Here is a 23,515-nt window from a genome sequence, read left to right as displayed (position 1 = left end):
CTTCGGTAATCGTCAGGACGAGCAGGGCCCGCAGGAGAGTGGTCGCGTGCCGGGCGTTTCATGCAGATCTTGGTCAAAAAGCATGCGCTCCGCATTCGGTTGTCGGCGGACCACGCCTACTCAGACAGTGGAAGCCCGCCTCGCAAATCCTGGGCTGTGCAAGTCCTTCAATACGGCCGGACACAGCCGGCCGTACGACATTGATAAGAATTCCGGGCAATTTCCGATCCCGGTGCGGGAGACGGGGGACAGCATGACCAAGGTGATCGCAGAATGCGGGAATCTGCCCGCTGCCATCACGAGTTTTGTGGGCAGGCGGCAGGAGACCGCTGAGATCCAGCGCCTTCTGGGCGTGCGGCGGTTGGTGACGATCACGGGCATGGGCGGTGTGGGCAAGACGCGGCTGGCGCTGGAGGTGGCCGCCGCGTCCCGGGACGCCGTTGCGGACGGGGTGTGGCTGGTGGACCTCGCCCCGGTGTCCGATCCATCGGCGGTGGCGGCCACGGCGGCGGGCGCGCTGCGGGTGCCCGACCTCGGAGCCCTGTCCTTCACGGACCAGCTCGCGGGCTATCTGGCCAGGCGCCGGACGTTGCTGGTGCTGGACAACTGCGAGCACCTCATCGACGCGTGCGCCGAGCTGGCCGCGACGCTCCTGTCGGCCGCTCCGGAGCTGCGCATCCTCACCACGAGCCGCCACATCCTGGGCGTCACGGGCGAGCACGTCTTCGCCCTCGCGCCGCTTCCACAGGACGAGGCGGTGGAACTGCTACGGGACCGGGCCACCGCCATCCGGCCGCAGTTCCACGGCGACGAGGCCGACCAGGCGGAGATCGCACGCCTCTGCGCCGGTCTGGACGGGCTGCCGCTGGCGATCGAGCTTGCCGCGTCCCGGCTGCGCACGCTGACCTTAGGACAGCTGACGGACCGGCTGGAGAACCGCTTGGCGCTGCTCACCTGCGGCAGCCGGACGGCACCGGCTCATCAGCGCACCCTGCGCGGGATGATCGACTGGAGCTACGAGCTGTGCGCGCCGGTTGAGCGGCTGCTGTGGAACCGCCTGACCGTCTTCGCCGGCGGGTTCAGCCTGGAGGCCGCCGAGAGCGTCTGCTCCGGGGAAGGGATCGCCGAGGCCGAGGTGCTGGACGTCCTGGACCGGCTGGTCACCCAATCCGTCGTCCTGGCCTGCGAGATGGACAGTCTGCCGCGTTACCGGCTGCTGGAGACCATCCGGGACTACGGCCGGGAGCGACTCGCGGCCTCCGGCGAGCAGAACGAACTGCGCCGACGGCACCGCGACTTCTACCTCTCGCTCGCCCGCCGCATCGACCGGAACTGGTACGGCCCGGGCCAGGAGGAGAACCTGGCCCGGCTGCGCGCGGAGCACGCCAATGTGCTGGCCGCCCTGGACTACGACGGTGAGCCCCGGCCCCGGCTGGCGCTGGCCGCGGCCTTGTGCTGGCACTGGTGCGCGGGCGGCTTACTCAGTGAGGGGCGCCGCCAGTTCGAGCGGGCGCTTGCCGCCGCGCCCGAGCCCAGCCCGGAGCGCGCCCGTGCGCTCCTTGCCGCCGTCTGGGTGGCGCAGACGCAGGGTGACCTGGTGACGGCCGACTGCTGGCTGGACGAGGCGGACGCGCTGGGCGAGCGGCTGGGTGACTCGTGGGTGCGGAGCCAGGTGAGCGGTCTGCGCGGGGTGTCGGCGCACTACCGGGGGCGGCCGGAGGAGAGCATCTGCCGTTACGAGGAGGCCTGGGCCGCCATGACCGCTCTGGGTGACGAGCGCGAGGCGGCATCCTGGCGGCTCGCGCTGGCCTGCGTCCAGGCGTACGCCGGGGACCCGCGGGCGGCACAGACCGGTGGACAGTTCGCCGCCGCTGCCGAGGCGAGTGGGGAGCGGTGGGGCCGCGCTCAGGTACTGATGGCGCTGGGCCATGACGCCTGGGCACGCGGTGACCGGGACACGACCGAGACCCTGGTCCGATCCGCGCTGGAAAGCATGCGTGGCTTCAACGACCACGCGATGGTCGCGAGGATGGTCGAACTGCTCGCCTGGGCCACCGCCGACGACGGCGCTCATGAGCGGGCCGCCGGGCTTCTCGGTTTGGCGGATGCCCTGTGGCACGACGCCGGCAGCTCGATCTGCGCGTTCGGGCCGCAGATGGCCGAACAGCACGCGCGCTGCGAGCGAGTTGTCATCGGTGCGCTGGGCGAGGCGTCGTACGGGAAGGCGTTCGCGGAAGGCGGCCGGCACCACACCCCCGGCAGGGCCGTCGACTTCGCGCTGGCCGGCAACACCGACGCCGAGACCGATTCCGACGCCGACACCCCACACGACGGTGGCACCGAATGCGACGGTGGCATCGATGTCGGCGGTGCTATCGATGCCAGGGAGCCCGCACCGGACCTGATACGGCGACGGCACGCGCCTACCACAGCACCCCCCGAGCCGGTGTCGCCCGACGATGGACGCCGCGCATACGACGTGCTGCTTGTCGACGACGACCCGACGGCCAGGGAGAGCACCCGGCTCGTCCTTGAGGAGCGCGGCTACCGGGTGCGTACCGCCGCCGACGGCGTGGCCGGGCTCACCCTGTTCCGTCAGCAGAGCCCGGACGTGGCCGTGATCGCGGGCTGGCTGCCGGGCCTGGACGGGGTGAGCCTGGCCGGGCGGATCCGCGAGGAGTCCGAGATACCCATTGTGCTGATCTCGGACCGCGAGGACCCGGCGGACGTGGTGACGTGCCTGGAGGCGGGAGCCGACGACTGCCTGGCCAGGCCGGTCGACGGATCGGTCCTGGTCGCGCGCGTCCGTGCCCTGCTGCGTCGAACCGTCCCCGCGGACCAGCGGCCCGACACCCGTGCGGTCCGGTTCGGGGACCTGGTGTACTGCCCGCTGTCACTGGAGGTGTACAGAAACGGAGAACCCGTCCACCTGACCACGACCGAGCTGAAGCTGCTGCGGGAATTCGCCGCTTCGCCCGGCACGGTCCTCACCCGGGACATCCTCCTGGAGCGAGTCTGGGGCTGCGCCTGGTCCGGCGACACGCACGTCGTGGACGTCCAGATGATGCGGCTGCGTAACAAGATCGGCCGCGACCGCATCGAGACGGTCCGAGGCTTCGGCTACAAGCTACGCACCTGAGCCGTGGACGGCCGTCGCCGCCCGGCTGCCGCCATGCACCGCCCAGGTGGTGAGCGGCCTCGAAGGCGCCGGGACGGGCACGCAGGCCGGGCAGCATCTCCGCGGTGGGTCGTGCGGCATGTCCGCGATACGCGGCAGTTCCTGGGCGGGGGTCCGGCGCAGGACGCCGGCCGACGGATACCGGCCGGGTCTGGGCAGAGAGCGCTGCCGGGCGAAGGCCTCGTCGCACTCCACGCCGACGCAGAGCAGACCGAGGGGAAGGCGACAGCGTGCTGCGTCATACCCGGAACGGGCGCCCGGTGCGGCCGACCGGCTCACGCCACGAACCGGAAAGGCCGCACCCGGAATCCCTGGGTGAGCCGGCCCTGCAAAGGGCTCGCAGCCCGATCGACAATGAGGGGAGGGCCGAGCAGGGCTCGGCCCTCCCGTCCGTTGGCGTCAGTGACGGCCCATGTAGTGGAAGTTGCTGTAGTGGTCGTCCGTCCAGAACACGTCGCCGGTCCGGATGTTCCGGACGATGCGGTTGGCGTCGCGCCTGGGGATGGCGGAGTTCACCTGCTGGTGATACACGGTCGTGTTGTACTCCTGGAACGCGCCTGCGGCGTTCATGCTGGAGGGGCCGGCCTGTCCGCTGTCCATGAAGGCGCGCAGCCTGCCGTCCCGGTCCTCGTACCGCCCGCCGGTGAAGAGCTCCTCGTTGACTCGCTGAAAGGTGCGCGGGTCGACGAACGAGCCGGCGTGGATCCACTCCCGGTTGCCGATGTTGTTGAAGTTGGGCCAGCCGATCTGCTCCCACAGGTGAAGGCCGTCCTGCATGTAGCCCGGCGCCTGCTGCTGGTTCGAGGCACTGCCGGACACGGAGGCCGGCGGCGGCGGGGGTGCCGCCACGGACGTGCCGGCACCGGCGAGGCTCAGGCTCGCGCCCAGCGCGGCCGCCGCGACGGCGACCGCCATCGATCGCCTGCTCAGGAGAGCACGCTTGCCGTTGGCGGACTTCTCGGAGATAGGAGACACAGTTCACTCCTGTTGCTGTGAGACGGGTTCCAGACCTCGTGTCCCGGCGGCGTACTCGACGCCGGACGACGTGGTCGCGGGTTGTTCCTCGGAGCAGCGTTGGTTCACCGACCGCAGACGGCCGGGAAACCCTGCTCGTTGGCTCATTCCGGTTCCCGGGGCCGTTCGCCCCGGTGCCACCAAGAAACCGGTCGTCCATGGCAATGGCCTCTCAGCCGGATCACAGCTGTCCGACAGACGGAAATGACACCCGGCTGTGAGAAAGTCCTCCCAAGTGGCCACCGGCGAACCCACGGTCTGTGCCGCTCGCGGTCGGTGAACACGTCGCACAAACACCACAGGCGCACACCAGCCCCGTGACCTGCGATGTCAGGATGAAGACCTAAATATCGTTAGCATCGGCAACTGCTGTGCTGCCACCCTTGAGCTGGTCTCCAGGAGCGGCTGGTGGCTCACCGCGAAATGTTCACGGCTGTCCTGCTGGGCTGACGGGCGCAGGAGGTTAAAGAACCACCTCGGCACCCACCTTGCGGCCGATACCAGCCCTCGCGTCCGCTGCACTCTTGCCCGCGAGCTCCCCGACGATGAGAAGCACGCCGCCCTGCGCGCAGTGCTCCGCCGCGACTGCCGCCGGTCCGTACGAACCCCTGCGGGCCATCCAACGCATCGATGATCCCCGTCACAGCGGTTCAGGTCCGGCCGCGTGGTGCGCTCGCGGCTACGCCACCACTGGCCAATGTCACTTCGCCGCCCGATCACGCAGCGCCCACACCCAGTCCCGGCGGAGCACCGAGAGCTCTCTCCAGACGCCCCTCACGCCCCGCGCGCCCAGGGGAACTCCAGGGGAGACAGGCCGCCTGCAAACCCCGATAAATCGGGGCTCTAGAAGCTCCTGTCAGCACTGCCGTGCTGACATGTCAGCACGAAAATAGCCCCTCCGACCCGCATTTCCACAGGTCAGAGGGGCTATCCCACGTGGAGCCTAGGGGAGTCGAACCCCTGACATCTGCCATGCAAAGACAGCGCTCTACCAACTGAGCTAAGGCCCCGAAAGCGGAGCATCCCCCGGATAAACCGCGTTCCGGTGGGCGCCGCAGACCAGAGTACCGGGTCACCCCCGGGATCTCGCAAAAAGATTGGGGGTCCCCGTGAACGACCACTCTCCGTAAGATGCTCGGCGTGGTTCGCTACAGCGAACCACAGTACTTGGGGAAGCGATGGGGAGACGCAATGGACGCCGCACAGCAGGAAGCCACCGCAAGAGCGCGGGAACTGCAGCGGAACTGGTATGGGGAGCCGCTGGGGGCGCTCTTCCGTAAGCTCATAGAAGACCTCGGCCTCAATCAGGCCCGCCTTGCGGGGGTGCTGGGCCTGTCCGCTCCGATGCTGTCCCAGCTCATGAGCGGCCAGCGGGCGAAGATCGGCAACCCGGCCGTCGTACAGCGGGTGCAGCTGCTGCAGGACCTGGCGGGGCAGGTCGCGGACGGCAGTGTGAGCGCGGCCGAGGCCACGGAGCGCATGGAAGAGATCAAGAAGTCGCAGGGGGGATCGGTGCTCAGCAACACCACGACCACGACGAGCAGTTCGGGAGCGCCCACGGTCAAGCGGGTGGTCCGCGAGATCCAGTCGCTGCTGCGCTCGGTCGCCGCCGCGGGCGACATAATCGACGCCGCGGACAGCCTCGCCCCCAGCCACCCGGAGTTGGCGGAGTTCCTCCGGGTGTACGGCGCCGGACGCACCTCCGACGCCGTCACGCACTACCAGTCCCACCAGAGCTGAACCCGCTGCCCGGTCGCCGAAGGGGGTTCGGCAGCCGGGACGACGGCCGAGGGGAGCCGCTGGGGTTCGTATCACTCATCACACTCGTCGAGGAACGGCGCGAGGGGGAGTCGTAACACCCGTCGAGGGGCAAGCAAGGGGGTAGCCGAAGGGGGAGGTGCGACGCACAGCCATGGGTGAGGTCTTCGCCGGCCGGTACGAACTGGTCGACCCGATCGGACGCGGAGGGGTCGGCGCCGTCTGGCGTGCCTGGGACCACCGCCGCCGCCGCTATGTGGCAGCCAAGGTCCTGCAGCAGCGCGACGCGCACTCCCTGCTGCGGTTCGTCCGCGAACAGGCCCTTCGTATCGATCACCCCCATGTGCTCGCACCCGCCAGCTGGGCCGCCGACGACGACAAGGTCCTGTTCACCATGGACCTCGTCGCTGGCGGTTCGCTGGCCCATCTCGTCGGGGACTACGGCCCCCTGCCGCCGTCCTTCGTGTGCACCCTGCTCGACCAGCTCCTGTCGGGGCTGTCGGCGGTGCACGGGGAAGGCGTCGTGCACCGTGACGTCAAGCCCGCCAATGTGCTCCTGGAGGCCACCGGCACGGGCCGGCCGCGACTGCGGCTGTCGGACTTCGGCATCGCCATGCGGCTGGGAGAGCCTCGGCTGACGGAGACCAACCTCGTGGTGGGGACGCCGGGTTATCTCGCGCCCGAGCAGATGCTGGGCGCGGAACCGGACTTCCCCGCGGACCTGTTCGCCGTAGGACTGGTCGCGCTGTATCTGCTGGAGGGCGCCAAGCCGGACGCCAAGGCGCTCGTGCAGTACTTCGCGGCGCATGGGACGCCGAGTGCGCCCAAGGGCATCCCAGAGCCGCTGTGGCAGGTCGTGGCCACGCTGCTGCAGCCGGACCCGCAAGCGCGGTTCCGCACGGCCACGGGCGCGCGCAAGGCGCTCGCCTCCGCCATGGAGCTGCTGCCGGAGCCCGGCCCCGACGACGAACTGATCGAGGTGTTCGACCAACTCGGGCCCCTCCCACCGGGGTTCGCGCCCACCGGCCCTCTCAGGCCCGCACCAGGGGTGGGGGCGAAAGGTGAGGCGGATACCGCGGGAACCGGTGCAAGTGGGGCTCAATCGTGGTCCGTTGAGCCGGAGGCGTCCTCGCGGATGTCCTCGTCGGGTGCAACCCCCGTGCCGTCCACGGGTGTCACACCACCGACCGACCCCCGTCAGGACACCGGGTCCCAACCGGAACCGTCCCTCCCCACGCAGCCGCCCAGCATGTCGGACACCGGCAGCTTCCACCTGCCGCCGCCGCAGGCGACCGGCTCCTCCGCCCGAACTCCCGCTCCACAGACACCGACGCCCCACGCACAGGAGCAGCCCCACCAACACGGCGGCCGGCAACAGCCCGCCTACGTCTCCCCCCACGACCCCACGCATGCACTGCCCTCCCCCCGAACGGGCGCGCCACTGCACCCCGGCCAGGCCCTGCCCCCGCCGCCGCACCAACGCGCTGATACCTCTACTGCTACGTACACCGCCCAGGCCCCGCAGGTTCCGCCTTCCGCGCAGGGAATCCCGCAGGAGACCACGCGCCGCAACCACCGCGCCCGCCCCGCACGCCGTCCCGGCCCACCCGCGAAGGTGGCGATCCCGCTCCTGCTTCTCGCGCTGGCCTGCTACGCCGTGGGGTTCTGGGCGCTGACCCGCGTCTGAACCGTCCCCCGGACACCGACCCGCAAGACGAACCGCCCCATCGCGCCTTTGATCCGCGAGACGAACCGCCTCAACGAGACCCTGATCGCGAGACGAAGGAGCTCACACGACCCCCCGTGCCCTCCGCCGGGCCGTGACCGTCCACAGGCCGAGTACGACGAGCACCAGCGTGCCCGCCCCGATCCCACCCGCGGCAACCGCCTTCATCGCGGCGTCGCCGCCTGCGGAACCTCCCTCCGCTGCCGCCTCCCGGTCCTGGGCGGTGACCTCGAAGACGTTCGGCGGCACGGGCTGCCCCGCGTACCCGGGACCGTCCTGCGCCGCCCCATCGACCCGCACACGCAGCGTCAGCCCGAACGGCCCGTCGCCGAAGTCCTCGGCCACCCCTGCGGCGAGGTGCACCGCGAGGTAGTAGGAGCCGGCGAACTGCATGACGTTCACGGGGGCGGTGGCGGCGTAACGATTGGCGTATTCGACAGGCGGCAGCGGCGCGAGAGAGGCGGACTTCTGCTTGCCGTCATAGCCGACGCTCGCCTCTGCGACGTCGGCGCGCACGGGGTTGTAGAGCGACATGGCGAGGGCGTCGATCGCGTAGCCCTGACCGCCGCCGTCGCCGCTGCCCAGTTCGGCGGTGGCGGACAGCTGTCGGCCCCAGTCGACCGGGACCTTGTAGAAGAGCGTCTGCCCGGGCGAGATGTCGGCGCGCCAGACGCCCTGCCCCACGGCGGTCGCCCTGCTGAAACCCGCGCCGCCCTGGCTGTGCTTGGCCTGGCCCGGGAGAGGAGTGGGCGAGGCGGAGTCCCACACCTCGGGCGAGCTGGTCGACCCGGCCTTCTTCAGTGCCGGTTCGGTGGCGGTCGTGAGCTCCAGGTCCCAGGCGCCGGACGAGGAGCCGACCGTACCGACGCGCTCGACGACGACGTAGTACGTGCCTGCGCCCTGGCAGACGGGACTGGCCGGAGAGGTCGTGCGGGCGCCCCACGCCGTGATGGGGTGCGGGCTCATGGCGGCGCCGAACGTCGCGCTCTCGTAGGAGCACGAGTGGCTGTCGGTGTCCTCGACGGACACCCTGATGCCGTCGGTGACGGAGAGTTTGGCACCCGGGCGCGGCACGGCGGTGGCGGAGACGTACGTGTTCGATGCGGCATCGAGTTCAAGGCTGTAGTAGACCTTCGCACCCTTGGAGAGGGAGCTCCGGTACGTCGTGCCGGCCTCGATGCGCTGGGCGTCCGCGGTACCGGCCGCCCCGACGACGGACCGGGCGCCCTCCGCGAAGGCATAGGTGGAGGCAGCGGAGGGGCCGTCGGAGCTCGGGCTCGCGGCTGCCGCGGCGGCGTCGACCGGCCACGACGCGGGCACCGCCGCCGTGCACAGCACCGCTGCCACGGCCGCCACGCGCAGGCGTGCAGACGGACGACCGCGCCATGCCCTCGCACGCCACCACGCCGTACGCCGCCCCATCACGCGCCACCCCTCGTCGTCGCCCGGACCGCTGGACGTGGCCCATCCTGCCCCGCGACGTCGCGCCTCATCCGCGCAACACAAAACCCCGACCGCAAAGACGGCCGGGGTCTGTTCAGATTCCGCTGTCGATACTCACGAACCCGTGGGCACGGAGTCAGTCGCCTCCGTCCACAGATCCTGCTCGGCGCGATCCGCCTGGATCTGGCGGTACACGAGGAGCCCGCCGATGGCGGCCAGTGCGACCAGGAGAAGCTTCTTCACCGCGCGACCTCGTCTTTCCTTGACGTATGGGACCTCTGGCGCCCGACTATACACACCGACCGATACCGATCGGTGACCTACCTGGGCCCCCCAACTCCCGTCCGCTGGACCGCAGTAGAACCGGAGCTCACCGCTCCGATCTGACGGTGATCACACCCTCACTGAGGGTTATTTTGACCCTGATTCTTATTATTTCCTGCCCTTTGGGCTCATGGAGTGGTGTTCATCCGAACTTCGACGCGCCACGGGCTCAGGTCCACCACTTCGCGGCCGCCATACACATCATGAGGAAAGTACGCAAATCGCCCGACCCGAAAGTGAGGGGCCATGGCCCAGAACCAGGTCATGAAGCTGTGGACCGCCATCGTCACCGCATTCCTCGCGCTGTGCACGACGCTCGGACTCATCACGACGACCGCCGCCGCGGCCGTACCGCAGACCGAGGCGAACGGCAACAGCACCACACACGTGACAACGCCGACGGTGTCCCGCTGGTCCTGGTCCTACGCCAGAGCCCTGCCCCCCACGATGAAGCAGCGCATCCGTGCCGAGGCCCACGGAAAGTCCCCCAGCTGCCGCCACCGTCCGCTCGCGGACGCCGACGACTGCGCGGACACGGACCTGGACACGGACACGTACCTCTCGGCCGCCGAACCGGCCATCCCCCTCCAGCGCTGAGGCACCGCCCCACATCCCAGACGTAACGGCGAACTTGCGTACACAATCCGCCCACGCGGAAGACCCCCAACCGCAACTGGTTGGGGGTCTTCGTTTGTTTGAGTCAGTCCCCGGAGTCCGTCCCGGGAGTCCGTCCCGGGAGTCCGTCCCCGGAGTCCGTCCCCGGAGTCCGTCCCCGGAGTCCGTCCCCGGAGTCCGTCCCCGGAGTCCGTCCCCGGAGTCCGTCCCCGGAGTCCGTCCCCGGAGTCCGTCCCTGGAGTCACTCCCTTGGGAGGAGCCTGTGGTGTCCGCTGCTGGTGACGGCGGTGGCGGCTGCTGATGACGGTGGTCGCAGCCGATGCCGACCGTGAATGCCGGCCACGGATGCCGACCGTGAACGTCAAAGACCCCCAACCTCGACTGGTTGGGGGTCTTCATGCTGGTGGGGCTAACAGGATTTGAACCTGTGGCCTCATCCTTATCAGGGATGCGCTCTAACCAACTGAGCTATAGCCCCGCCGCGCTCTGCGGGATGTGTCCCGCGCGCTGACTCCTGAAGATTAGCGCACGACGTGGGCAGTCCCAAAATCGGTTCTCGCGGGACCCTCCACAGAGGTTTGAACCGGCGGTCGCGGAGAAGTCACTCGTCCTCGGCGAGCGTCAGCTCGATGCCGCCGACGAAGCCCGCGGAGAGGTTGTAGATGAAGGCGCCGAGGGTCGCGAGTGCCGTCGCGAGGACCACGTCGATGACCGCGATGATCGACGCGAACATCAGGACGTGCGGGAGCGACAGGAAGGACTGCAGGTCGAAGCCGTTCGACTCGTTTGAGCCGGTTGCCTCGGAGATCGTGCCGCCGACCGTCGAGAAGACGCCCATCGCGTCCATCACCATCCACAGCACGGCGGACGCGACGATCGTGCAGATGCCCAGCGCGATGGAGAGCAGGAAGCTCACCTTCATCACCGACCACGGATCGGCCTTCGCCACGCGCAGGCGTGCCTTGCGGATGCGGGGCGTGGTACGCGCGCCGGTGCGCGGCCTGCGGACCGCACCGGTGGGAGCCGGGGCGCCCTGGGCGGCCGCCTGGTTCTGGTAGGCCTGCGGCGGGTGGTACGGCCCGGCGGGCTGCTGCGGCTGCCGTTCTCCCGGAAGCGGGGAGGCCGACTGCGGAGGTGCCGGCTGGGCGGCCGGAGCCTGCTGCGGCCTGGCGCCCTGAGCGGCCGGGCCTGTTCCAGCCTGGGACTGCTGGGTCTGCGGGCCTCGGGTGTCCGTCACAGTTCCCCCCTGGGATCCATGCGTGTCGGGCGAGGGTGAGTCGGCCGCACCTGCGTCGATCGCTCGCAGCTGGGTCGTGTGCGGATCTGTCGCATGCGCGGCGGAGCCACGGCCGCCGCCGTCCGATTCCGTACCCGTGGGGGTCCCGGCCGATCCGGCGCCCGTGGCTCCGCTCACGATGACTCTCTCCTCGTGCTACTCGGCCGAGGGCGCCTCACCCTCGTCCGTGCCGGTGGTCGCGGCAGCCTCGGCGGTCTCGTCCACGGCCACGTCGCCGTCGACTTCCTCCGCCTCACGCCCCGCCTCGGCGTTACGAGCGATACCGACGACGGCATCGCGCTTGCCCAGGTTGATCAGTTGGACGCCCATGGTGTCACGGCCCGTCTCCCTGACCTCGTTGACTCGCGTACGAATCACACCGCCCGACAGCGAGATGGCGAGGATTTCGTCGGTCTCCTCGACCACCAGCGCGCCGACCAGCGAACCGCGGTCCTCCACGATCTTGGCGGCCTTGATACCGAGGCCGCCGCGACCCTGGACGCGGTACTCGTCGACGGCGGTCCGCTTCGCGTACCCGCCGTCTGTGGCAGTGAACACGAACGTACCGGGTCGAACAACATTCATCGACAGAAGTTCATCGCCCTCGCGGAAACTCATGCCCTTGACACCCGAGGTGGCCCGGCCCATGGGCCGCAGGCTCTCGTCCGTGGCGGTGAACCTGATCGACTGTGCCTTCTTGCTGATCAGAAGCAGATCGTCATCGGCCGAAACGAGCTCGGCTCCGATCAGTTCGTCGTCGGAACCGTCGTCCGTCTCCCGCAGGTTGATCGCGATGACGCCACCGGCGCGCGGCGAATCGTAATCCTTCAGAGGCGTCTTCTTGACCAGGCCGCCCTTGGTGGCGAGGACCAGGTACGGCGTCGCCTCGTAGTCGCGGATCGCGAGGATCTCGGCGATCGCCTCGTCCGGCTGGAAGGCGAGGAGGTTCGCGACGTGCTGACCGCGCGCGTCACGGCCGGCATCCGGAAGCTCGTACGCCTTCGCGCGGTAGACGCGGCCCTTGTTGGTGAAGAACAGCAGCCAGTGGTGCGTGGTCGACACGAAGAAGTGATCGACGATGTCGTCCTGCTTCAGCTTCGTGCCGCGTACGCCCTTGCCGCCCCGCTTCTGCGAGCGGTAGTCCTCCGTCTTGGTGCGCTTGATGTAGCCGCCGCGCGTGATGGTGACGACGATGTCCTCTTCGGCGATCAGGTCCTCCATGGACATGTCGCCGTCGAAGGGCACCAGCATCGTCTTGCGGTCGTCGCCGTACTTCTCGACGATCGCGGCGAGTTCCTCGCTCACGATGCCGCGCTGGCGGACCGGGGAGGCGAGGATCTCGTTGTACTCGTTGATCTTCGCCTGGAGTTCGTCGTGCTCCTGGACGATCTTCTGGCGCTCCAGGGCGGCCAGGCGGCGCAGCTGCATCTCGAGGATGGCGTTCGCCTGGATCTCGTCGATCTCCAGGAGGTCCATCAGGCCGCCGCGCGCGATCTCGACGGTGTCGCTGCGCCGGATCAGCGCGATGACCTCGTCGATGGCGTCCAGGGCCTTCAGCAGACCGCGCAGGATGTGCGCCCGCTCCTCGGCCTTGCGCAGCCGGAACTTCGTCCGGCGGACGATGACCTCGATCTGGTGCGTCACCCAGTGGCGGATGAACGCGTCCAGGGAGAGCGTGCGCGGGACACCGTCGACGAGCGCCAGCATGTTGGCGCCGAAGTTCGTCTGCAGGTCCGTGTGCTTGTAGAGGTTGTTCAGTACGACCTTGGCGACCGCGTCACGCTTGAGCACGATCACGAGTCGCTGGCCGGTGCGCGAGGACGTCTCGTCGCGGACGTCCGCGATGCCGCCGACCTTGCCGTCCTTCACCAGGTCGGCGATCTTCTGCGCGAGGTTGTCGGGGTTGACCTGGTAGGGCAGCTCCGTGACCACCAGGCACTGGCGGTTCTGGATCTCCTCGACCTCGACGACCGCCCGCATGGTGATCGAGCCGCGGCCCGTGCGGTACGCCTCCTCGATGCCCTTGCGGCCCACCACCAGCGCGCCGGTCGGGAAGTCGGGGCCCTTGATGCGCTCGATCAGCGCGTCCAGGAGCTCCTCGTGCGAGGCCTCGGGGTTCTCCAGGCACCACTGGGCGCCGGCCGCGACCTCGCGCAGGTTGTGCGACGGGATGTTGGTGGCCATGCCGACCGCGATACCGGCCGAGCCGTTGATCAGCAGGTTCGGGAAGCGCGCGGGCAGGACGGTCGGCTCCTGGGAGCGGCCGTCGTAGTTGTCCATGAAGTCGACGGTTTCCTCGTCGATGTCACGGACCATCTCCATCGACAGCGGCGCCATCTTGCACTCGGTGTAGCGCATGGCGGCGGCCGGGTCGTTGCCCGGGGAGCCGAAGTTGCCGTTGGAGTCCACCAGCGGCATCCGCATCGACCACGGCTGCGCGAGGCGGACCAGCGCGTCGTAGATCGAGGAGTCGCCGTGCGGGTGGTAGCTGCCCATGACGTCGCCGACGACACGGGCGCACTTGTAGAAACCGCGCTCGGGGCGGTAGCCGCCGTCGTACATGGCGTACAGGACGCGGCGGTGGACGGGCTTGAGGCCGTCGCGGACGTCGGGCAGCGCACGGGACACGATGACGGACATCGCGTAGTCCAGGTACGAGCGCTGCATCTCCGTCTCGAGCCCGACGGGCTCGATGCGCATCACGACGTCGCCGCCCTCTTCAGGGGTGACGGGAGTGTTCTCGTCGGCCATTGCTGGTGAAGATCCTTTCTGGTGCGGTCAGCTGAGACCGACTCAGATGTCGAGGAACCGGACGTCCTTGGCGTTGCGCTGGATGAACTGGCGGCGGGCCTCGACGTCCTCGCCCATCAGGACCGAGAACAGGTCGTCGGCCTGGGCGGCGTCGTCGAGGGTGACCTGGCCGAGGACGCGGTGCTCCTGGTCCATGGTCGTGATGCGCAGCTCCTCGGCGTTCATCTCGCCGAGACCCTTGAAGCGCTGGATCGAGTCCTCCTTGATGCGCTTGCCGCGCTGGCGGCCCATCTCGACCAGTGCGTCGCGCTCGCGGTCGGAGTACGCGTACTCGACCTCGTCCCGGCCCCACTTGATCTTGTACAGCGGGGGACGCGACAGGAACACGTGGCCGGCCTCGACCAGCGGCCGCATGAAGCGGAACAGGAAGGTCAGCAGCAGGGTGTTGATGTGCTGGCCGTCGACGTCGGCGTCCGCCATCAGGATGATCTTGTGATAGCGCAGCTTCTCGATGCCGAAGTCCTCGTGGACTCCGGTGCCGAAGGCCGAGATCAGCGCCTGGATCTCCTGGTTCTGCAGGATCTTGTCGATCCGCGCCTTCTCGACGTTGAGGATCTTTCCTCGGATCGGGAGGATCGCCTGGTACTGCGGGTTGCGGCCGGACTTGGCCGAACCGCCGGCGGAGTCACCCTCGACGATGAAGATCTCGCACTTGGTGGGGTCGTTCGACTGGCAGTCGGAGAGCTTGCCCGGCAGGGAAGCCGACTCCAGCAGGCCCTTACGACGCGTCAGGTCGCGGGCCTTGCGGGCCGCCACGCGCGCGGTGGCCGCCTGGATGCCCTTGCGGATGATGTCCGCGGCCTCGTTCGGGTTGCGGTCCAACCAGTCGTTGAGGTGCTCGTAGACCGCCTTCTGGACGAAGGTCTTCGCCTCCGTGTTGCCCAGCTTGGTCTTCGTCTGGCCCTCGAACTGCGGCTCGCTCAGCTTCACCGAGATGATCGCGGTCAGACCCTCGCGGATGTCGTCGCCCGTGAGGTTGTCGTCCTTCTCACGCAGCAGCTTCTTGTCGCGCGCGTACTTGTTGATGAGGTTCGTGAGCGCCGCGCGGAAGCCCTCTTCGTGCGTGCCGCCCTCGTGCGTGTGGATGATGTTGGCGAAGGAGTACACGCCCTCGCTGTACCCGCTGTTCCACTGCATGGCGACTTCGAGGGAGAGGCTCTTCTCCTTGTCCTCCGCCTCAAGGTCGATCACCGTCGGGTGCACCGCCTCTCCCTTGCGGGAGTTGAGGTACTTCACGAAGTCGACGATGCCGCCCTCGTAGTGGTACGTGACGGTCTTGACCTCGTCCTTCTCGTCCGCACCCGCCTCGTCCGCACCGGCGGTGGCCTTCGCGGACTCGCGCTCGTCAGTGAGTTTGATCGTCAAACCCTTGTTGAGGAACGCCATCTCCTGGAAGCGCCGCGAGAGCGTCTCGAAGGAGTACTCGGTGGTCTCGAAGATGTCGGGGTCGGCCCAGAAGGTGACCGACGTGCCGGTCTCCTCGGTGGCCTCGTGCTTGACGAGCGGCGCTGTGGGGACGCCCATCTTGTAGTCCTGCGTCCAGCGGTGACCGTCGGTCCTGACCTCGACGGCGACCTTCGCGGACAGCGCGTTCACGACCGAGACGCCCACGCCGTGCAGACCACCGGAGACCGCGTAGCCGCCGCCGCCGAACTTGCCGCCCGCGTGCAGCACGGTCAGCACGACCTCGAGTGCCGGCTTGCCCTCGGAGGCGACGATGCCGACCGGGATGCCACGGCCGTTGTCGACGACGCGTACGCCGCCGTCGGCGAGGATCGTGACGTCGATGGTGTCCGCGTGACCGGCCAGCGCCTCGTCGACCGAGTTGTCGACGACCTCGTACACAAGGTGGTGCAGTCCGCGCTCGCCGGTCGAGCCGATGTACATACCGGGTCGCTTGCGGACCGCGTCCAGGCCCTCGAGGACGGTGATGGCGCTGGCGTCGTACGAGGCGGTGACCTCGCCGTTCGACGAGGTCACCACGCTGTTCTCGCCGGCGTCGGTGGACGGGATGTTCTCGTTGGGGTTGCCGGAATCGGCCACGAAGCGCCCTTTCTGGCACAGCACGAGCCAGGCTCTGGGGGTCCCCCCTCCGGGGGAGGGTTGCCGGAGCGGCTGCGGCATGTTGCGTTGGTAAGCCTTGTTCAGCGTTGCTCAGCTTTTCCCGGACGGTCCCCACAAGTGGGGCGGGATTAGCTTCCAGTCTACCGGTAGCGCCGACAGTGATGGGGGTTTGCCGGTACCTGAGTCCGCATGTGGCGCCCTCAACCGGCATCTGCCGGGTCCCCATATACGGAACGGGGCTCCAAGAGGCTCACAGCGGCACTCAGCGCTTCCAGCTGTCAACCCATGGCTACTTGGGAGTCAGGTAGCGATTCGCCACCGCGTACGGTGGTACGACAAAGCGGCCGCCGGCGCTGCGACGAGACCGCCGACGGCCTGCGGATGTGAGGTCTGTCACCCGTATGTGTCGCCGGGGCCCGTGCTTCCGGGGGCGCGCAGGGGACCGTAGCGGCGAGCGGGGCCGCTGGGGCCGTTCACCTTGATCATCTTCACTGCGCCGTGCCCGAGATCCTCGTTGAGCCGGGCGACGAGCGTCGGGGCGAGCAGGCGCAGATTCGTCGCCCAGGCCGTGGAGTCACAGCGCACGACGAGCACCCGCTCGTCCTCGTCGTACGTGTCCGGCACACAGTGCTTGGCCACGTCCTCGCCCACCATCTGCGGCCAGCGGCCCATCACCCCGCCCACCGCCGCCGGGGTCTCCCAACCGCGCTCGGTGATGAGCCGGTTGATCGCAGCACCGAGCGCCATCGGGTCGCGCCCGTCGGCGCGCGCGCCGGAGCGCAGGCCGCCGCGCCGCGCCTGCTTCTTCTGCTGCGCCGCGTCCCCACGCGCGCGTGCCTGTTCCTTCGCCGCCCTGAGCGCCACGCGCGCGAGGTCGACACCGGACGGCTCGGGGGTCTTCTCGTTCTTCCCGGAGGCGGGCTCCTGGTTCGTCATGCGCGCTCCACCGTCCCGTCCGACACGGAGTACCGCGTCCCGGTCAGCACGTGCGGCACGTCGTCGTCGACGGCGGCGGTCACCAGCACCTGCTCACCGGGCGCGACCAGTTCAGCGAGCCGCTCGCGGCGGCGGGTGTCGAGCTCGGCGAAGACGTCGTCGAGGACGAGCACAGGCTCGTTGCCCTCGGCCCGCAGCAGGTCGTAGGAGGCGAGGCGCAGCGCCAGCGCATACGACCAGGATTCACCGTGGGACGCGTACCCCTTGGCGGGCAACTGACCGAGTTTGAGAAGCAGATCGTCCCGATGGGGCCCTACGAGGGTGACGCCCCGCTCGATCTCCTGCTTGCGTGCTTCGGCGAGGGCCGCCATCAGCTGCGCGTAGAGGTCCTCGCGGGTGTGGGCCTCGCCGGGGGCGGACGGCTTGTAGTCGAGGGCGATCGGCCCGCCGCCCGGCGCCAGCTGCTCGTACGCCTTGTCGGCCAGCGGCTGGATCGTGGCAATCAGGTCGAGCCGCTGAGCCAGCAACTCGGCACCCACGCGCGCGAGATGCTGGTCCCAGACGTCGAGCGTGGACAGGTCCATGGACCGGCCGCCGTGGCGGCGGGCCAGCGCGGCCGACTTGAGGAGCGTGTTGCGCTGCTTCAGGACCCGCTCGTAGTCGGAGCGCACCCCGGCCATGCGCGGGGAGCGCGCGGTGATCAGCTCGTCGAGAAAGCGACGCCGCTCGCCCGGGTCGCCCTTGACCAGGGAGAGATCCTCGGGCGCGAACAGGACAGTCCGTACGATGCCCAGCACGTCACGTGGTCTGACCTGCGAGGACCTGTTGATGCGGGCCCGGTTGGACTTGCCGGGGTTCAGCTCCAGCTCGACCAGCTGCTGCCTCTCGCCCTGCTTGACCTGCGCCCGGATGACCGCGCGGTCGGCGCCCATGCGGACCAGCGGGGCGTCGGAGGCGACGCGGTGGCTGCCGAGGGTGGCGAGATAGCCGACGGCCTCGACCAGGTTGGTCTTGCCCTGCCCGTTGGGCCCGACGAAGGCGGTGACGCCCGGGTCGAGTGGAACCTCGACCCGGGCGTACGAGCGGAAGTCGGCCAGCGACAGATGCGTGACGTGCATGGTCGTTCGCCGACCTCCCCCAGCGTTGTGGATCCGTGGCCGAACGGCCTGTGGATCTGTGGATTTCTTCTCGTCCTGTGGACTACTTCGTCTCTACGGCGTGGCCGCCGAACTGGTTGCGCAGTGCCGCGATCATCTTCATCTGCGGCGAGTCGTCCTGGCGCGACGCGAACCGCGCGAAGAGCGAGGCCGTGATCGCGGGCAGCGGTACGGCGTTGTCTATGGCGGCTTCCACAGTCCAGCGTCCCTCGCCGGAGTCCTGTGCAAAACCCTTCAGCTTGTCGAGGTGCTCGTCCTCGTCGAGGGCGTTCACCGCGAGGTCCAGCAGCCAGGAGCGGATGACGGTGCCCTCCTGCCAGGACCGGAAGACCTCGCGCACATCCGTGACCGAGTCGACCTTCTCCAGCAGTTCCCAGCCCTCGGCGTAGGCCTGCATCATCGCGTACTCGATGCCGTTGTGGACCATCTTCGCGAAGTGGCCCGCGCCGACCTTGCCGGCGTGCACGGCACCGAACTTCCCCTCGGGCTTGAGGGCGTCGAAGACCGGCTGCACCTTGGCGACGTTCTCCGCGTCGCCGCCGTACATCAGCGCGTAGCCGTTCTCCAGGCCCCAGACGCCGCCGGAGACGCCGCAGTCGACGAAGCCGATGCCCTTGGCCGCCAGCTCCTCGGCGTGCCTCTCGTCGTCCGTCCAGCGGGAGTTGCCGCCGTCCACGACGACGTCGCCCGGCTCCAGCAGCTCGGCCAGTTCGTCGACGGTCGACTGGGTGGGGGCACCGGCCGGGACCATCACCCAGACCACGCGCGGGCCGCTGAGCTTGCCCACAAGCTCAGACAGGCTGTGGACATCGGCAAGGTCCGGGTTGCGGTCGTATCCGACGACGGTGTGGCCGGCGCGGCGGATCCGCTCGCGCATGTTGCCGCCCATCTTGCCGAGGCCGACGAGACCGAGCTCCATCAGTTGTTCCTTAGGTTGCTGTGTGGCGTGTGAGGCACGTTCGTACCCACGTCCGAGCCTAGACCCGGGCGCTCACGCACACCTGTGGGCATACGCGCTCAAACGTACGGCCCCACCTGCGGGTTTTCCCCAGGCATGGAAGTCCTCTCCACGGCCTGGGGACAGCTCCCCGCGCCTCAGCCGCTCAGCCGCACCGGCATGATCAGGTACTTGTAGGCCTCGTCCGCCTCCGCGTCCAGCGCCGGCTTGCCGCTCAGCAGCGCGGGCTTGGTGGACGTCGTGAAGGAGAGCTGGGCCACCGGGGAGTCGATGGCGCTCAGGCCGTCCAGCAGGAAGGTCGGGTTGAAGGCGATCGAGACGTCGTCGCCCTCCAGCTGGGCGTCGACCCTTTCCACAGCCTGTGCGTCGTCGCTGGAACCGGCCTCCAGGATCAGCACGCCCTGCTCGAAGCTGAGTCGCACCGGGGTGTTGCGCTCGGCGACCAGGGCCACGCGCTTGACGGCCTCCACGAAGGGGGCGGTCTCGATCACGGCGACGGAGTTGAACTCCGTCGGGAACAGCGAGCGGTACTTCGGCAGGTCGCCTTCGAGCAGACGCGTGGTCGTACGGCGGCCCGCGCCCTCGAAACCGATCAGACCCTCGCCCGCGCCCGAGCCGGACAGCGCCAGGATGACGCTGTCGCCGCTCGTGAGGGCCTTGGCGGTGTCCAGGAGCGTCTTGGCGGGCACCAGGGCGACCGCGGACGCCTCGGGGTTCTCCGGCTTCCACAGGAACTCACGGACCGCGAAGCGGTAGCGGTCGGTGGATGCCAGGGTGACGGTGTCGCCCTCGATCTCGATGCGCACACCGGTCAGCACCGGCAGCGTGTCGTCGCGGCCCGCGGCGATGGCCACCTGGGCGGCGGCGGAGGCGAAGACCTCACCGGGGACGGTGCCCGTCGCACTCGGCATCTGCGGCAGCGCCGGGTACTCCTCCACAGGCAGCGTGTGGAGTGTGAACCGCGAGGAGCCGCAGACCACGGTCGCTCGTACACCGTCTGTGGAAATCTCCACCGGCCGGTTGGGAAGAGCGCGGCAGATGTCGGCGAGCAGGCGGCCGGAGACGAGGACCGTGCCCTCCTCCTCGACCTCAGCCTCCACCGACACGCGTGCGGAGACCTCGTAGTCGAAGCTGGAGAGGCTCAGCGCGCCGTCCTCGGCCTTCAGCAGGAGGCCGGCGAGGACAGGCGCCGGCGGACGGGCCGGGAGGCTGCGTGCCGCCCAGGCCACTGCCTCCGCGAGTACGTCGCGTTCCACCCGGATCTTCACTGTTGCCGCCTCCTGCTGTTGCCGGCGCTTCTCGGCCTGCCTGGCTTCGTCGTCTGTCTCGGTGTCGTCGGTCCCTGGGGAGGGAAGGACCACCGGGGACCAGTCTGACGCACGGCACTGACAGTAGGTGCCTCTCGGGGTCAAGTCGTGACGAGGGGCAGTCGGGAGCCGGACAGCGAGTTGTGCACAGGACCCCCTTCGAAACGAACTTCTCGCTCTTTCTAGTTGGGAGTAGTAGTAGGGGCTGTGGAAACCGTGGATAACCCTGTTTTCCCAGCTCAGAGGCGAGATTTTGTCCACTGGCCCTGTGGGCGGAGGCGGTGGACAACTCCGGGGTTCTGTGGAGAACGGAAAGTTCTGCACACCCCGTGCACAGCCTGGGGCGAGTTCTCCCCAGGGCCGTCCCCAGCTTTACCCACGTTTCCCACAGGGCAACCCGGCACCTTCGTGTGACGGCTTTCACTCGACACGGTGATCAGGCGCGTCACGTTGCCGAACAGTGGACAGTGATGTGGAGAAACCCGTGATCGCTGGGGACAACCGGGCCCTGCCTGTGGGTTGTCGGTGGACAACTTCGTGCACAGCTTGTGGATCATTCGTCTGTCCACAGTCTGTGGAGATCCTTCGTCCACCAATCCACAGCCACTTGACCTGCCTTGATGGTTCTTCAGCAGTTCTCCTGTGGATCGCGATCTGGACAACTCCGCGGTCCCCAGCATGTGGACGGAAGAAAGTCTCCCAATCTGTGGAGAGTGGCCGTAACCCGGCCGCTAATCGAACAGCAGGCGTCCGGACGCACGGCAGCGGCCGGCCGCGATGTGCCCGTGAAACGGCGGAGGGCGCCCTCGGGAGTCGTCCCGGGGCGCCCTCGGCGGCGTATGTCGGCGGCTGTCAGCCGTTCTTGATGCGGTTCGTCAGCTCGGTCACCTGGTTGTAGATGGAGCGCCGCTCCGCCATCAGATTGCGGATCTTGCGGTCCGCGTGCATCACCGTCGTGTGGTCGCGACCGCCGAACAGCGCGCCGATCTTCGGCAGCGAGAGGTCCGTGAGCTCGCGGCACAGGTACATGGCGATCTGGCGGGCCGTGACGAGCGCGCGGCCGCGCGAGGTGCCGCACAGGTCCTCGACGGTGAGGCCGAAGTAGTCGGCGGTCGCGCTCATGATGGCGGTCGAGGTGATCTCGGGGGCCGAGTCCTCGCCGCCGGGGATCAGGTCCTTGAGGACGATCTCCGTGAGGCCCAGGTCCACCGGCTGCCGGTTGAGCGACGCGAACGCCGTCACCCGGATCAGCGCCCCCTCCAGCTCGCGGATGTTGCGCGAGATACGGGAGGCGATGAACTCCAGGACCTCCGGCGGGGCGTTGAGCTGTTCCTGCACCGCCTTCTTACGGAGGATGGCGATACGTGTCTCCAGCTCGGGCGGCTGGACGTCGGTGATCAGACCCCACTCGAAACGGTTCCGCAGCCGGTCCTCCAGCGTGACCAGCTGCTTCGGCGGCCGGTCGCTGGAGAGCACGATCTGCTTGTTCGCGTTGTGGAGCGTGTTGAAGGTGTGGAAGAACTCCTCCTGCGTCGACTCCTTGTCCGCGAGGAACTGGATGTCGTCGACGAGCAGGATGTCCATCTCGCGGTAGCGCTTGCGGAAGCTGTCGCCCTTGCCGTCGCGGATCGAGTTGATGAACTCGTTGGTGAACTCCTCCGAGCTCACATACCGCACGCGCGTGCCGGGGTAGAGACTGCGCGCGTAGTGCCCGATCGCGTGCAGCAGGTGCGTCTTGCCGAGCCCCGACTCCCCATAGATGAACAGGGGGTTGTACGCCTTCGCCGGTGCCTCCGCGACGGCGACTGCGGCGGCGTGCGCGAAGCGGTTGGAGGCGCCGATGACGAACGTGTCGAAGAGGTACTTCGGGTTCAGGCGTGCCGTTGGTTCACCGGGCCCGGTCGCCGGCGCGGGCTTCGCGGCCAGCGGGCCGGGGGCACCGCTGGAGGCAGGCAGCGCGGAGCCGACCGGACCGCCGCGGTGGACGTGCCCGGAACCGGACGACTGCTTGGGCAGCTCCCGGCGGGCGTCGCGCTGGTCGTAATCGGGGCGGGGCTGGTCGTAGTCCGGACGCGGCTGATCGTAGTCGGGGCGCTGCTGGTCGTAATCGGGTCGCTGTGCCTCGTACGACGGGCGCTCCATCGACTGCGGACGGTAGTCCTGGGAGGGCGGGGCGTACGAGTCCTGTGCCGAGGATCCGTACGAGTCTTGCTGCGGCGACGCGTAGGGGTCCCGTTCGGGGAAGCCGAGGCGCTGCTGCTGCCAGCTGTACTCGTCCTGCGACCGGTACTCGTCCTGCGGCGGGCGCGGCCAGGCGCCGGGCTCGGGGCGCTGGTACTCCGAGGGGTAGGCCGGGCGGGGAGTGGGGAGCTGGTCGCCGGGTGCACCGGGAAGCTGCTCGCCGCGGCCCGTGCGGCGGTCGTCCGCGCGGTGGCGGCCGTAGCCGTCGTACTGCCCGGAGGGGAGCTCGGGCTCCTCGTAGCGGGACTGGGGGCGGATCGGCGGCGCCGGCGGGGCGGGGGGCTCGCCAGCGGAGTCGTCGACGGTGATCGCGATACGGATCGGGCGGCCGCACTCGCGGCTCAGCGTCTCGCTGACGATCGGAGCGAGGCGGCCCTCGAGCACGCCCTTCGCGAATTCGTTCGGTACGGCGAGCAGGGCGGTGTCGGCGACCAGCGCGAGCGGCTGGCATCGCCGGATCCAGTGCTCGTCCTTGGTCTCCACACCCTGCCCCCGGCCCTCGCCGAGAAGTTGCTCCAGTACTCGTGGCCACACTGCGGCAAGATCGGCAGGCACGTCAGCCACAGGGCACGCTCTCTCACGGGGTCCCACGAACGTGTGGTTGTGGGACGGGTCGGGATTCAAAGGGGGTCGAGCCAAAACAAGGGGTCAAGGGAACGAACCGGGGTTCAGCCACGGTAGTCAGGGCGACGGGTGCGGTTCAAGTT

15 protein-coding genes and 2 tRNA genes are annotated in these 23,515 nt (G+C 68.9%); 4 read left to right on the top strand and 13 right to left on the bottom strand.

The annotated features are described in order from the left end of the window. Positions 1-253 precede the first annotated feature (253 nt). Positions 254-3,139, top strand: a complete 2,886-nt coding sequence (locus OG870_RS23545; protein ID WP_327691381.1) for a response regulator — start codon at positions 254-256, stop codon at positions 3,137-3,139. A 438-nt stretch (positions 3,140-3,577) separates the two neighbouring features. Here OG870_RS23545 and OG870_RS23540 read toward each other — a convergent pair whose 3' ends face one another. Together OG870_RS23540 and OG870_RS23535 are read right to left on the bottom strand one after the other, a co-directional pair. After that, the gene (locus OG870_RS23540) at positions 3,578-4,153 is read right to left on the bottom strand and encodes a hypothetical protein (RefSeq protein ID WP_266583096.1); all 576 of its coding nucleotides are present in this window, start codon (positions 4,151-4,153) and stop codon (positions 3,578-3,580) included. Between the two features lie 976 nt (positions 4,154-5,129). After that, a tRNA-Ala gene (locus tag OG870_RS23535) sits at positions 5,130-5,202 on the bottom strand. A 181-nt stretch (positions 5,203-5,383) separates the two neighbouring features. On the opposite strand from OG870_RS23535, the gene OG870_RS23530 reads away from it, so the two are divergent. Further along, a complete protein-coding gene (locus tag OG870_RS23530) occupies positions 5,384-5,932 on the top strand; it encodes a helix-turn-helix domain-containing protein (protein WP_266517853.1) in 549 nt (182 codons plus the stop codon). A gap of 172 nt (positions 5,933-6,104) precedes the next feature. Beyond that, complete coding sequence (locus OG870_RS23525; RefSeq protein WP_266588294.1) at positions 6,105-7,637, top strand: serine/threonine protein kinase; 1,533 nt, start codon at positions 6,105-6,107, stop codon at positions 7,635-7,637. A 102-nt stretch (positions 7,638-7,739) separates the two neighbouring features. Here the strand turns inward: OG870_RS23525 and OG870_RS23520 are convergent, their stop codons facing one another. Further along, positions 7,740-9,098 (bottom strand): hypothetical protein, encoded by a 1,359-nt coding sequence (locus OG870_RS23520; protein WP_266583098.1) that lies wholly within the window; start codon positions 9,096-9,098, stop codon positions 7,740-7,742. 135 nt (positions 9,099-9,233) lie between these two features. Further along, positions 9,234-9,362, bottom strand: coding sequence for a DLW-39 family protein (locus tag OG870_RS23515; protein WP_003999697.1), 129 nt, complete (start codon positions 9,360-9,362; stop codon positions 9,234-9,236). Between the two features lie 327 nt (positions 9,363-9,689). Between OG870_RS23515 and OG870_RS23510 the strand changes: the two genes are divergently transcribed. Continuing rightward, on the top strand, positions 9,690-10,040 hold the full coding sequence (locus OG870_RS23510; RefSeq protein ID WP_266517848.1) for a DUF6344 domain-containing protein: 351 nt from the start codon (positions 9,690-9,692) through the stop codon (positions 10,038-10,040). Positions 10,041-10,459: 419 nt separating this feature from the next. Here OG870_RS23510 and OG870_RS23505 read toward each other — a convergent pair. The 9 genes from OG870_RS23505 to dnaA all read right to left on the bottom strand — a co-directional run bounded on the left by OG870_RS23505 (position 10,460) and on the right by dnaA (position 23,372). Continuing rightward, a tRNA-Ile gene (locus OG870_RS23505) sits at positions 10,460-10,536 on the bottom strand. Positions 10,537-10,659: 123 nt separating this feature from the next. Beyond that, positions 10,660-11,472, bottom strand: a complete 813-nt coding sequence (locus OG870_RS23500; RefSeq protein WP_266517819.1) for a DUF3566 domain-containing protein — start codon at positions 11,470-11,472, stop codon at positions 10,660-10,662. Between the two features lie 18 nt (positions 11,473-11,490). After that, the gene (gyrA, locus tag OG870_RS23495; protein ID WP_266517813.1) at positions 11,491-14,085 is read right to left on the bottom strand and encodes a DNA gyrase subunit A; all 2,595 of its coding nucleotides are present in this window, start codon (positions 14,083-14,085) and stop codon (positions 11,491-11,493) included. Between the two features lie 42 nt (positions 14,086-14,127). Further along, the gene (gene gyrB / locus OG870_RS23490; protein ID WP_266517810.1) at positions 14,128-16,212 is read right to left on the bottom strand and encodes a DNA topoisomerase (ATP-hydrolyzing) subunit B; all 2,085 of its coding nucleotides are present in this window, start codon (positions 16,210-16,212) and stop codon (positions 14,128-14,130) included. 390 nt (positions 16,213-16,602) lie between these two features. After that, positions 16,603-17,145 carry a DUF721 domain-containing protein gene (locus tag OG870_RS23485; protein WP_266583100.1) on the bottom strand — a complete coding sequence of 181 codons (543 nt, stop codon included), beginning with the start codon at positions 17,143-17,145 and terminating at the stop codon, positions 16,603-16,605. Then, complete coding sequence (recF, locus tag OG870_RS23480; protein WP_266583102.1) at positions 17,142-18,263, bottom strand: DNA replication/repair protein RecF; 1,122 nt, start codon at positions 18,261-18,263, stop codon at positions 17,142-17,144. Before recF ends, OG870_RS23485 begins: the two co-directional genes overlap by 4 nt. An 82-nt stretch (positions 18,264-18,345) precedes the next feature. Next, positions 18,346-19,221, bottom strand: coding sequence for a phosphogluconate dehydrogenase (NAD(+)-dependent, decarboxylating) (gene gnd / locus OG870_RS23475; RefSeq protein WP_266517801.1), 876 nt, complete (start codon positions 19,219-19,221; stop codon positions 18,346-18,348). Positions 19,222-19,397: 176 nt separating this feature from the next. After that, the gene (dnaN, locus tag OG870_RS23470) at positions 19,398-20,528 is read right to left on the bottom strand and encodes a DNA polymerase III subunit beta (protein WP_266520453.1); all 1,131 of its coding nucleotides are present in this window, start codon (positions 20,526-20,528) and stop codon (positions 19,398-19,400) included. 891 nt (positions 20,529-21,419) lie between these two features. Next, positions 21,420-23,372 (bottom strand): chromosomal replication initiator protein DnaA, encoded by a 1,953-nt coding sequence (gene dnaA, locus OG870_RS23465; RefSeq protein WP_323179349.1) that lies wholly within the window; start codon positions 23,370-23,372, stop codon positions 21,420-21,422. Between the last annotated feature and the right edge of the window lie 143 nt (positions 23,373-23,515).

Source organism: Streptomyces sp. NBC_00461 (genome assembly GCF_036013935.1).
Lineage (GTDB): Bacteria > Actinomycetota > Actinomycetes > Streptomycetales > Streptomycetaceae > Streptomyces.
This window is presented reverse-complemented; position numbering and strand designations above follow the sequence as displayed.